Source organism: Lysobacter sp. DMC104, assembly GCF_056313665.1.
Window position 1 is genome coordinate 318,588 of sequence record NZ_JBQUZW010000004.1, and the last position, 10,385, is coordinate 328,972.

The window sequence follows — 10,385 nt, forward strand, 5'->3', positions numbered from 1 at the left end:
GCATCGATCACGTCGCAGGTACGCGCGACTCCGCCTCGATCCGCGCGATCTCCGCCGCCAGCAGTTCGGGATGCAGGGCGAACTGGTCGCTGGCGAGCAGGGCGCGGCCGTCCTCGGTGACCTCGATCCGTTCGACCTGCAGCAGCGGGCCGTCGCGGAACAGTTCGATGTAGCTGTCGAGGACGCCGGTGAGCGTGCCCTGCGCGGTGTCCGGGGCGGCCAGTACCAGTTGCAGGCCGAGCGAGCGCAGGTACTGGGTGGTCGCGCGGGCGTTCTGGGCGTCGATCTTGTCGCCGAACTCGTCGAGCATGATCAGGCCGAGGCCGCCGAGTTCGCCATCGCGCTTGCCGTAGGCCGCGGCCAGCGCGGCGCCGGCGATCACGTACATCGGCGCGCGGTGTTCGCCGCCCGAGCCCGAGCGCATGCGTTCGCTGAGCGTGCCGATGACCTGCTCACCCTGGCGGATGTTCACCTCGAACACGAAGAAGCGGCGGTAGTCGTCCAGCGGCGAGGGCGCGCTGCCGCGGCCGCCGACGCGGTCCTCGACGATGTCGCGGAACGCGGCCGGCACTTCGCCGGCGCTGCCGAACAGCGTATCGGCCTCGCCGACGTCGGCCACGCGCAGGATGAAGCGGTGCAGGTCGCGGAATTCCGGCGCCACCTCGCAGCGGAACTGGTAGCGCTCGTCGTTGGAGAACGCCGGGCTCTGCGCGAGGGTGCGGTTGAGCGTGCGGATCTGCTGCTCCAGCCGCTTGAAGTTGTCGTACAGCGCCGAGGCGACGTTGCTGCGGAAGGTCTCGACCGCGATCGCATACGCCTCGTCGGCGCGGGTCTGGTGCTGCACCAGTTCGGTGTCGCGCAGGTAGGTGATCTCGGCCTGCAGCAGCGCGCCGGCGCGGCGCCAGTCCTGCGGCTCCACGTCGAAACCGACGCCGTGGTCCTTGGCGTACTGCGCCAGCCCCGACCAGGCGTCGGGCAGCACGTTCTGCAGCGCCTTGTCGGCGTCGTCGGCGCGCCGGCGGCAATGGTCGATGCGATCGGCCAGTTCCGGATGCTTCTCGTCGAGATCGTCGCGATGCTGCTCGACGAGGTTGGGGTCGACGTCGGGATGGCGGAACGCCTCGACCGCGGCGCGGGCGATGGCGTCGCTCTCGGCATTCAGGCGTTCGAGGCGCGACTGCGCGTCGACGACCTTGCCGCGGACGACCGCGTCCTCGCCGACGAGGCGTTCGACCAGCGCGTCGAGTTCGCGGCAGCGCGCGTCGAGCGCATGCGCCTGCTCGGTCAGCCGCACGAGGTCCGGATCGGCGATCGCCGCGAGCTGGTCGCGCAGCGAGGCGTAGCGCGCCGCGGCTTCACGGTGGCGCAGCAGCACGTCGTGGACGGCCTGCGCGGCGTGCTCCGGGCCGCCGATGCGGGTCCAGTCGGCGACGCGGGCGTCGAGTGCGGTGCAGATCGTCTCCAGCCGGCGGATCTCGCGGCCGGCGCGCTCGCCGTCCTCGCGCAGCAGCTTCAGCCGCTCGCGCTGGTCGGAAGCGCCGATCTTGAGTTCGCCGGCGCCGGGCAGGCGCAGGCGTTCGACGCCGCCGCCCTTGGTCACCAGACCGTCGCGGGTCAGACCGTGGCGGGTCGCGACGACTTCGGCCTCGGTCTCGATACAGCGCAGGTCGCCGAGCTGCTGGCGCAGGTAGGCCACGGCATCGGCATCGCCGCGGAGCAGGGCGGCGACGCGGCCCTCTGCCGGCTTGGATTCGCGGGCGCTGCGGACCTGGCTGGTCAGCGCCAGCTTCACGCCGTAGACCGAGCGATGGCCCTTGAGGCCGCGATACAACGCGACCGCGCGCTGTTCGTGCTCGGCCGGTACCAGCAGCGCCTCGACGTGAGTCCGCAGGTAGGCTTCCATCGCGCCCTGCCAGTCGGGGTCGCTCACCTGCACGAGGTCGCAGACCGGGCGGCAGGGGATGTCGGCTTCTTCGAGATAGCTCATCAGCCGGACCACGTCGGCGCGCAGTTCGGCGCGGCCGGACTGCAGGCGACTCTGGTTCTGCGCGGCCAGCTTCTCGCGCTGGCGCGCCTGTTCGAGCTCGTTGCGCGCCTCGTGCGCACGCGCGGCGACGTGCGCCATCGCCGGCGCGGCGGCGCGCAGGGCGTCGACCAGCTGCGCATGCAGCGCTTCCGGCGCGTGGTCGATGCCGGCGTCGTCGGCGAGGCTCGCCAGTTGCGTGTACAGCGCGCCCCAGGTGGCGGCGGCGCGGATCAGCGCATCCGCGTCGAGCCCCGGCAGTTCCAGCTTCGCCGCGCTGGCGAGCGCATCGCGGACGTAGCCGGCGTTGCGCATCAGCTCGCGCTTGAGCTGCGCCATCTCGTCGCGGTCGCGGCCGGCGATCTCGTCGAACGACGCCTGCTCGCGGTAGCCGCGCGTGCCCTGCAACCGGCGCTGGGCGTCCTCGGATTGCTGGCGGGCGCTGCCACGGTCGCTGCGGGCCTGGTCGAGCTGGCGGGCGATGCGTGCGGCCGCGTCCTGCAGCGCGGTCAGCGCCTCTTCCGCGGCGTCGACCTGCTCGCCGTGGGCATCGCGGCGGTATTCGGCGGCGAGCGCGCGCCATGACGCGGCGCGGGTCGCGTGCGCGGCGACCTTGCGGTACTGCTGCTCCACGACTTCGGCCGCACCGATGCGCTGGGCGACCTGTTCGATCTTCTCGCGCAACTGGCGGAAGCCTTCGAGCAGGCTGCGGAAGCGGGCGATGTCGGTCGGGCGCTCCTCGGCGACCAGCGTGCGCACGAAGTGGTCGACGTCGCTCACGCGCTGCAGGTTCAGCGCGTTCTGGAACGCCTTGCGGTAGGCGATCGGGTCGATGTGCAGGTTGCCGCCCGGCCGCAGGTGCAGCAGCAGGTCGCGCAGGAAGCGTTCGCTGGTCGCATGCAGTTCCGGCTTGCTGCCAGCGGTCTTGCAGTGCGCGGCGGCCGCGGTGCGGAACTGCGCCCAGGTCAGCGGCAGCTCGCGACCGCCCTGGGTTTCAAGGTGATCGGCCAGCGTCAGCGCGACGCCGGGCAGGAGGTACAGCCCGTGCACGCGGTGGTCTGGCTCGTCCTCGGACGCGCCCAGCGCGACGCCGGCGGTCAGGCATTCGCCGGTGACGGTGTCCTCGAACACCAGGCTGATGTACGTCGTCGCCGTCTTGCGCACGCGACCGTCGTCGCCGGCGCGGTACACGCCGAGGCAGTAGTCGCGGATGGTGCGGGCGCGATGGCTGCCGCCGGCCTGCGCGTTGAAGCGGATGGTGTTGCGGTCGCCGCCCAGCATCACGATCTGCAGGGCATCGAGCAGCGCGCTCTTGCCGGCGCCGTTGGGCGCGATGATCGCGGTCGTGGCGTCGAGGTCGAGCGTCTCGGCCTCGAACAGGAAGAACTGGACCAGATGGACCCGCTTAAGCTGGCGCATGCGCATCCTCCGCCGGCGTGCCGGTCTCGTCGTCGTTTGCGCCAAGGTCGCTGTCGTCGTCCTCGTCGCGGTTGTGCTGGTCGAGGCGCTGCAGCCACTGCGCGCCGACGATCTCGACGATCGCCGGCCTCACCACGATCCGGAACGGCTGCGGGTCGTCCGGTTCGCAGTCGACCACGCGCGCCACCGACCAGCGGCGCAGCGCGCGCAGGGTCTCGCGCAGCGTGCCGATGTCGGGCATCGGCCGGCCGGTCAGGTCGGCGTAGGCTTCCTGCAGTTCCGGCAGGTCGACGTAGACCTCGCCCTGGTCCTCGATCTGGCCCTGGCGCATCGCCGCGTCGTAGCGCTGGCGCAGCACGAGCAGCAGCAGCGTCTGGTCCAGCGACACCGCGGTGCCTTCGCCGTGCGACGGCAGGGCGACGACGTAGCGGTAGTGCGCGTTGCGCTCCAGCCGCACGCCCAGCGGCTCCAGCGCCGCGGCGAAGTCGCCGAACCAGGTGTCGACGAGGTGGTAGGCGTTCTTGGTGCCGCGATCGCTGGCGTAGAGCACCTGTTCGGTGACCAGCCGGTAGGCGGCGCGTTCGAAATCCTGCGGGATGTAGGTGCCGCCGGAGAGCTGGCTGAGCTGGGACCAGGTGCGTTTCATGCGGAAGCAGTCTTTCCTTTGCGGCCCGCCTCGCGGCGCAGCACGAAGCGCGGGCCGCGGAGATGGGCGTTGTCGGCGTGCTCGCCCTCGACCAGCGCGATGCGGAAGCCCTGCAGCAGGCGGTGCAGGGGATCGTCGCGGCGCAGGCCGCCGTCGCGGCGGCTGCGCAGGGCGAGGGTGATGAGGGTCTGGTAGGCGCGGAAATCCTCGATCGAGGCGATTTCCAGCGTCTGCGAATCGAGTTCGCCGCGGTCGCGCCACTGGCGGTCGAGGTAGCGCCCGAGGTCTTCGGGCAGCACCAGCCGGGCGCGCTTGATCCGGCGCAGCAGATTGAGCCGCGCCAGTTGCTCGGGCGTGGGCTCGGCCTGCGCGTTGGCGGTGCGCGGGATCGGCCGCGGCCGCGCCTTCGGCGGACGCAGGCGGGTCTCGTCCATCAGCCCGCCGGGGGCGACCGGGGAGCGCAGTTCCCCTTCGGGAGCGGCGAGTGCGCCGCGGCAGGCGCGGCGGAGCAGGGTGTCGAGCCGGTCCGGTGCACGCAGGCGGTAGTCGAGGAAGGCCAGCGCCCGGCGATTGGCCTGGCGGATGTCGTCGTCGAGGCGGCCGAGGTAGTCGTCCAGCCGGTCCAGTTCGTACAGCCGGCGCAGGCTGCGCGAGAACCGCAGCGCGGCGCGCTCGGCATCGCCGCCGGGCACGTGGGCGGCGTACCAGTCCAGCAGCCGCGGCCGCGCGGGGCCGTGTTCGATCTCGCGGACCATGGCGAGGATCGACGTGCGCCGGGCAAGCGGATGGTCGCTGTTGTGCAGCTCGGCGTAGTCGCCGACGAACAGCTCGCCGACGTAACGCTCGAACAGGTGCCGCGCGAACGCGGCGGTGGATTCTGCGCGGCTCAGCTCGGGCATCAGGTCGCGCACCTGCACGCCCAGCGCCGCCACGTGGGCCAGCAGGTGGCGGGCCTGCTCGGCGGCTTCGTCGAGCATGTCGCCCTGCGCATGACCGTCGACCACCTGCTGCAACTGCAACTCGATCGAGCGCACCTTGGCGCCGAGGAAGGTCGGCCCGCGCTCGGCGAACTCGACCAGCAGACCCAGCAGCCGCGATACCGGATGGGTCATCGACACCATCTCGCGGGCGCCGATGCGCTCCTGCCGCAGCCAGCCGGCCTGGCGGAAACGGTCGTAGACCGACTGCGCCCGGGTCGCGAGCGGCGTGTCCGGCGGGTCGCCGTCGTCGGCCTCCCACGGGTCGTCGGTCAGCAGGTAGCGCTCCAGCGCGGCGACGATCTCGCGGCGCAGGAAGCCGGTGCTGGGCGGCAGGGGCGCGTCCGGACCGAAGAATTCGTCGAACAGGCGGCACAACAGCCGCCAGTAGTGCCGGCGGTTGGGCGACGCCAGCGGGCCGAACACCCCTTCGGGCAGGGTCGAGAACAGGCCGACTTCGGCCGGGGACACGCTCAATGGGCAGACTCCGGCGGGGCGGAACGGGGGCGATCGGCGATTATCCCAGAATCCCGGACAGCGTCACCGCTGGCCGGTCCGCCGCGGACGATTCGCGTCGTCTAGCGACCCTGGCGATTCCATCGGCGTTTTCATTCGCCGCTCCGCCCGCCCCGCGACCGGTCCGCGGCATACTGCGCGGAGCCACAGGGGGCAAGGGAATGCGCACGACACGATCCGCCATGGGCCTGACGACGGGCCAGCCGGCGACACGCCTGCTCGCGACCAGTCTGTTCATCGCGTGGGCCACGACGGCGGCGCCGACCGCCCGGGCTTCGGATGGTGTCCTCTACACCTGCGTGAACGCGAAGGGCCATCGCACCTACCAGAACACGCCGTGCCCGCCGGGCTCGGAGACCCATGCCGTCCGGCCCTATCTGGACCCGGGCTGGAATCCGCAGGCCGCGGCCAAGGTCGAAGCCGATCGCCAGGCGGTCGAACGGCGGCGTCGATCCACGGGCGGTGACTATTCGTTCGGCTGGCCCGAGGAGCGCCGCCGCGATCCGAAGGTCGATCGCTGCCGCGCCGCCAGGGCGCATCGCGAGGCCGTACTCGAAGCCGCCGGCCTGTCGCGGACCTACGAGCTGCTGAGCCGGCTTGATCGCGAGGTCTACGACGCCTGCAAGGACGCGCCGGGCGCCTGACGGCAGGGGATCACGCGCCGTCGGGTGACCGCATGTCGCCGTCGCCGAGACGGCGCTGCATCTGCACGCTGTCCAGCCAGCGGCCCGGTGCGTCGCCCACGGCCTTCCAGCCGATGGCCCGGAACGTGCCGACATGGACGAAGCCGAGCGAGGCATGCAGGCGGATCGAGGCGAGGTTCCCGGCATCCCCGATCACCGCGATCATCTGTCGGAAGCCCAGCGCCTCGCAGCGCGCGATCAGCGCCGACAGCAAGCACTTGCCGATGCCGCGCCCGGCGAAACCCGGGGCGACGTACACGCTGTCCTCGACGGTCCAGCGGTAGCCGGCGCGCGGCCGGTAGCCGGAGGCATACGCATAACCGGCGAACGTGCCGTCGACCTCGGCGACCAGGTACGGGTAGCCGGCATCCATCAGCGCCGTCATCCGCCGGCGCATCTCCTCGACGTCCGGCGCGACGGTCTCGTAGCTGGCGCACGCGGTCTCGACCGAATGGGCATAGATCGCCTGTACGTCGGCGGCATCGGCCGGGGTGGCGTCGCGGATCGAAGGGATGTCGTCCGCGGCCATGGCTCAGTCGCGGAAACGCCTGAGCAGGTCGTCGTAGGCGTCGATCCGGCGGTCGCGCAGGAACGGCCAGATCCGGCGGACGTGCTCGCTGCGGGCCATGTCGACCTCGGCCATCAGGATTGTCGGCTCGGTGCCGGCTTCGGCCACGAATTCGCCCTGCGGGCCGAGGACATGGCTGTTGCCCCAGAAGTCGATGCCGGACGCGCCCAGCGGCGAGGATTCATGGCCGACGCGGTTGCAGCTGAGCACCGGCAGGCCGTTGGCGACGGCGTGGCCGCGGTGGCTGAGGATCCACGCGCCGCGCTGGCGGTCCTTCTCGGCCTGTTCGTCGGACGGATCCCAACCGATCGCGGTCGGGTACAGCAGCAGTTCCGCACCGGCCAGCGCCATCAGCCGCGCGGCCTCGGGATACCACTGGTCCCAGCACACCAGCACGCCGAGCCGGCCCACCGAGGTGTCGATCGGCGTGAAGCCGAGATCGCCCGGCGTGAAATAGAACTTCTCGTAGAACCCCGGATCGTCCGGGATGTGCATCTTGCGGTACTTGCCGGCGATCGAGCCGTCGGCGTCGTAGACCACCGCGGTGTTGTGGTACAGCCCGGCCGCGCGGCGCTCGAACAGCGAGCTCACCAGCACCACGCCGTGCGCCTTCGCCAGCGCCGAGAGACGCGCGGTGCTCGGGCCCGGGATCGGCTCGGCCAGATCGAATTCGTCCACCGATTCGTGCTGGCAGAAGTAGGCGCCGTTGTGCAGTTCCTGCAACAGCACCAGCTTCGCGCCGCGCTTCGCCGCTTCGCCGACGCGATCCTCGATGACGGCGAGATTCGCCGCGGCGTCGCCGTGGTTTTTCTCCTGGATCAGCGCGACCGGGAGCGTCTTGTTCTTCATCGCGACCTCAACGAAGCGGGTTTCGTAGGGCGGGCCTTGGCCCGCCATTGCAATGTATCCGGTCGCGCCGCAGCCCGACCGATGCGGTCAGCCCACCACGCCCACAGGCAACTGCATCGTGATGCAGTGCAGGCTGCCGTTCTGCCAGATCAGCGGACGGCACGGGATCGGCACGATCTCGCGACCCGGGAAGGCTTCAGCCATCACTTCCTGCGCGCGTGCGTCGGCGGGATCACCGTAGGCCGGCATCAGCACCGCGCCGTCGACGATCAGGAAATTGGCGTAGCTGGCGGCGAGGCGGCGGCCTTCGTCGAACACGGGCTTCGCCCACGGCAGCGCGAACAGCCGGTACGGCTTGCCCGCGCGCGTGCGCAGCGCGACCAGTTCCGCGGCCATCGCCTGCAGCTCGGGGTAGTGGGTGTCGCTGACGTCGTCACAGCCCTGGTAGACGATCGCGTCCTCGGCGGCGAAGCGCGCGAGGGTGTCGATGTGGGCGTCGGTGTCGTCGCCCTCCAGATACCCGTGGTCCAGCCACAGGATGCGGTCCTGCTGCAGCCAGCCCGCGAGTTTCGCGGTGAGGTCGGCGCGGCTGGTGTCCGGATGGCGTTCGTGCAGGCAGCGCCAGGTGGTGAGCAGCGTGCCGGCACCGTCGGTCTCGATCGCCCCGCCTTCCAGCGCGAAGTCGATCTCGCTGCGTTCGGCCTGCGCGAACAGGCCCTGTGCCGCGAGCGCTTCGATCAGGCGATCGTCGCGGCTGGCCTCGAACTTGCCGCCCCAGCCTGTGAAGCGGAAGTCGAGCAGTCGGAAGCCCACGTCATCAGCGGTGCCCTTCAACGTGATGGGGCCGGAATCGCGCAGCCAGGTGTCGTCGTACTCGACCACCACGAAGCGCACGCGCGACATGTCGGCGCGCGCCGAGCGCAGTCGCGCTTCGGCATAGGTCTGCAGATCGTCATCGGCGACGCAGATCACCGCGTGCCCGAACTGGGCGATCGCGGTCACCAGGGCGATGTAGGTTTCCTCGACGTCGACGAGGCGCGGGCCCCAGTCGGTCTCGAAATGCGGCCAAGCGACGAGGATCGCGGATTGGGGTTCCCATTCCGCGGGAAAACGGTACGTCTGCGACATCGGGATCGGGATTACTGGATCGGAGGCTTGGGACCGACTTCGCTGCCGCCGGCGCGGATCAGGACGGCGTCGATCACGCGGTCCTTCTCGAAGTACACGACGAAGTTGGGGTAGGTCCAGCGGTTGATGCGGGGCCACGCGCGCTTCTGGCCGCCACGCGGATCGAGGCGTTCGCTCGGCGCACCGAAGCGGCGCTCGACATCGGCCATGCGCATGCCGCGGGCGGGCAGGGTGGCACCGGCTTCCTGCTGGACGCGGTCGACCAGCAGCGTTTCGGCGAAGACCTGCGGCGCGGCGGCCAACAGCGCGGCCGCGATGAGGGCGGCGGGGAGATGGCGCATGGGGGAACCTCCTCGGGCAAATGCGGATGGCGCGACCAGATGCGGTCGGCCGGCGAAGGCTTCGATTGTAAGCACATCGCGATGCGCGGCGCGATCCTGTGCAATCGATCCCTGCGTCATCGCGCATGCATCCGGACGAGTGATTTCCGGCATCCGGATGCGACGAAGGCCGCGCGAGGCGGCCTTCGTGCGGAGCTGCGGCGACGCGGGATCGCGCGGCCGTCGATCCGGGTTCAGCGCTGGCGCGCCTTGAAACGCGGGTTCGACTTGCAGATCACGAAGACCTTGCCACGGCGGCGGACGACCTTGCAGTCGCGGTGACGGGCCTTCGCCGACTTCAGGGAGGACAGGACCTTCATGTGGAGCCTCGGCGATAACGCGGTTGATGGGAAGAAACGCGCCATTGCGGCGCGCGGACGGTCAAACAGCCCGCTATTCTGCCGGCAAATCGTTTCGCATTCAAGTGGTTGCGGATCTGGGTAGTGCCTCAGTTTGAACCTGGGGCGGGACGCCCGGCGCGGCGGCCAACCTGAACGGGCCGGGCGTAGGCTAGGCGACTGGCGGGCGGCCGGGCTGGGGCCGCCGGGTGTAGGGTGGCATGACCCTACAGGAGAGCCGGTATGCGCGCAGGAGCCATGATTCTGGCGGTAGACCGTCGGAGTATTGTGTCAGGGGACGGAGAATACCGATCGACACGAGATAACAAGAAGCAGCACATCGAAGGCATTGAGCGGCTTGCCGAAGATGTGTGGCTGATTCCGCTACCGAAAGGACTGCCGTTCTTCGCCAAGATAGCTTCTGTTGCTGACCACGTTGGTTATCCATATCGCGTCATGCCGATTGAACATGACATAGCGTGGGCGCAGTACGGCAAGTCGGAGTGATCGACTTTCCAAAAGCTACTCCCACGCACAGACCTTCGCTACATCGTTGGACCAGCAGCCGCGTTCAAACCTGAGGCTTCCGAGCGACGAATGGGCGTGGCCGGCTCCTTCTTCTTCGTTCCAATACCCCATCGCCAAGCCGTTTCCTTCCATGGTCACGGTCGCAAAGAACTTGATCGGGGTCTCTTCGTCGGCTCCGATGGAAAAGCTGCCATCCGGCTCCATGGCGATCGGGCACACACCGTCGATGTAGGTCTTGCCGTGAACCTGCAGCTGACCTGCGTACGGATCTTGTAGCCACTCAGGCGGTGAGTCCTGTGGGGATGGTATCGGGTTCGGACCAGTTCCGGC

11 protein-coding genes are annotated in these 10,385 nt (G+C 70.0%); 2 read left to right on the top strand and 9 right to left on the bottom strand.

Features of this window, described 5'->3' with window-relative positions:
- Positions 1-7: 7 nt before the first annotated feature.
- Genes ACT53R_RS08105 through ACT53R_RS08115 form a run of 3 tightly spaced genes read right to left on the bottom strand, consistent with a single transcriptional unit; the run spans position 8 to position 5,536 of the window.
- Complete coding sequence (locus tag ACT53R_RS08105; protein ID WP_476171342.1) at positions 8-3,442, bottom strand: SbcC/MukB-like Walker B domain-containing protein; 3,435 nt, start codon at positions 3,440-3,442, stop codon at positions 8-10.
- The gene (locus tag ACT53R_RS08110; protein WP_476171343.1) at positions 3,429-4,088 is read right to left on the bottom strand and encodes a DUF4194 domain-containing protein; all 660 of its coding nucleotides are present in this window, start codon (positions 4,086-4,088) and stop codon (positions 3,429-3,431) included. Before ACT53R_RS08110 ends, ACT53R_RS08105 begins: the two co-directional genes overlap by 14 nt.
- Positions 4,085-5,536 (bottom strand): Wadjet anti-phage system protein JetA family protein, encoded by a 1,452-nt coding sequence (locus tag ACT53R_RS08115; RefSeq protein ID WP_476171361.1) that lies wholly within the window; start codon positions 5,534-5,536, stop codon positions 4,085-4,087. The genes ACT53R_RS08110 and ACT53R_RS08115 overlap by 4 nt, the downstream gene beginning before the upstream one ends.
- 227 nt (positions 5,537-5,763) lie before the next feature.
- On the opposite strand from ACT53R_RS08115, the gene ACT53R_RS08120 reads away from it, so the two are divergent.
- Positions 5,764-6,225: a DUF4124 domain-containing protein gene (locus ACT53R_RS08120; RefSeq protein ID WP_476171344.1), complete on the top strand. Its 462-nt coding sequence runs from the start codon at positions 5,764-5,766 to the stop codon at positions 6,223-6,225.
- A gap of 10 nt (positions 6,226-6,235) precedes the next feature.
- On the opposite strand, the gene ACT53R_RS08125 is transcribed toward ACT53R_RS08120, so the two are convergent.
- From ACT53R_RS08125 to ykgO, 5 genes are all read right to left on the bottom strand, one after another.
- Positions 6,236-6,793 carry an N-acetyltransferase family protein gene (locus tag ACT53R_RS08125; RefSeq protein ID WP_476171345.1) on the bottom strand — a complete coding sequence of 186 codons (558 nt, stop codon included), beginning with the start codon at positions 6,791-6,793 and terminating at the stop codon, positions 6,236-6,238.
- A gap of 3 nt (positions 6,794-6,796) precedes the next feature.
- Positions 6,797-7,681, bottom strand: a complete 885-nt coding sequence (locus ACT53R_RS08130) for a carbon-nitrogen hydrolase (protein ID WP_476171362.1) — start codon at positions 7,679-7,681, stop codon at positions 6,797-6,799.
- 87 nt (positions 7,682-7,768) lie between these two features.
- Positions 7,769-8,809, bottom strand: coding sequence for an agmatine deiminase family protein (locus ACT53R_RS08135; protein WP_476171346.1), 1,041 nt, complete (start codon positions 8,807-8,809; stop codon positions 7,769-7,771).
- A gap of 11 nt (positions 8,810-8,820) precedes the next feature.
- Positions 8,821-9,150: a hypothetical protein gene (locus ACT53R_RS08140; RefSeq protein ID WP_476171347.1), complete on the bottom strand. Its 330-nt coding sequence runs from the start codon at positions 9,148-9,150 to the stop codon at positions 8,821-8,823.
- A 233-nt stretch (positions 9,151-9,383) separates the two neighbouring features.
- Entirely contained in the window at positions 9,384-9,509 is a 126-nt protein-coding gene (gene ykgO / locus ACT53R_RS08145) for a type B 50S ribosomal protein L36 (protein ID WP_010342887.1), read from the bottom strand.
- Between the two features lie 261 nt (positions 9,510-9,770).
- Between ykgO and ACT53R_RS08150 the strand changes: the two genes are divergently transcribed.
- Positions 9,771-10,034, top strand: a complete 264-nt coding sequence (locus tag ACT53R_RS08150) for a hypothetical protein (RefSeq protein WP_476171348.1) — start codon at positions 9,771-9,773, stop codon at positions 10,032-10,034.
- Between the two features lie 15 nt (positions 10,035-10,049).
- Here ACT53R_RS08150 and ACT53R_RS08155 read toward each other — a convergent pair.
- On the bottom strand, positions 10,050-10,385 hold a 336-nt coding region (locus ACT53R_RS08155), incomplete at its 5' end, for a hypothetical protein (RefSeq protein ID WP_476171349.1).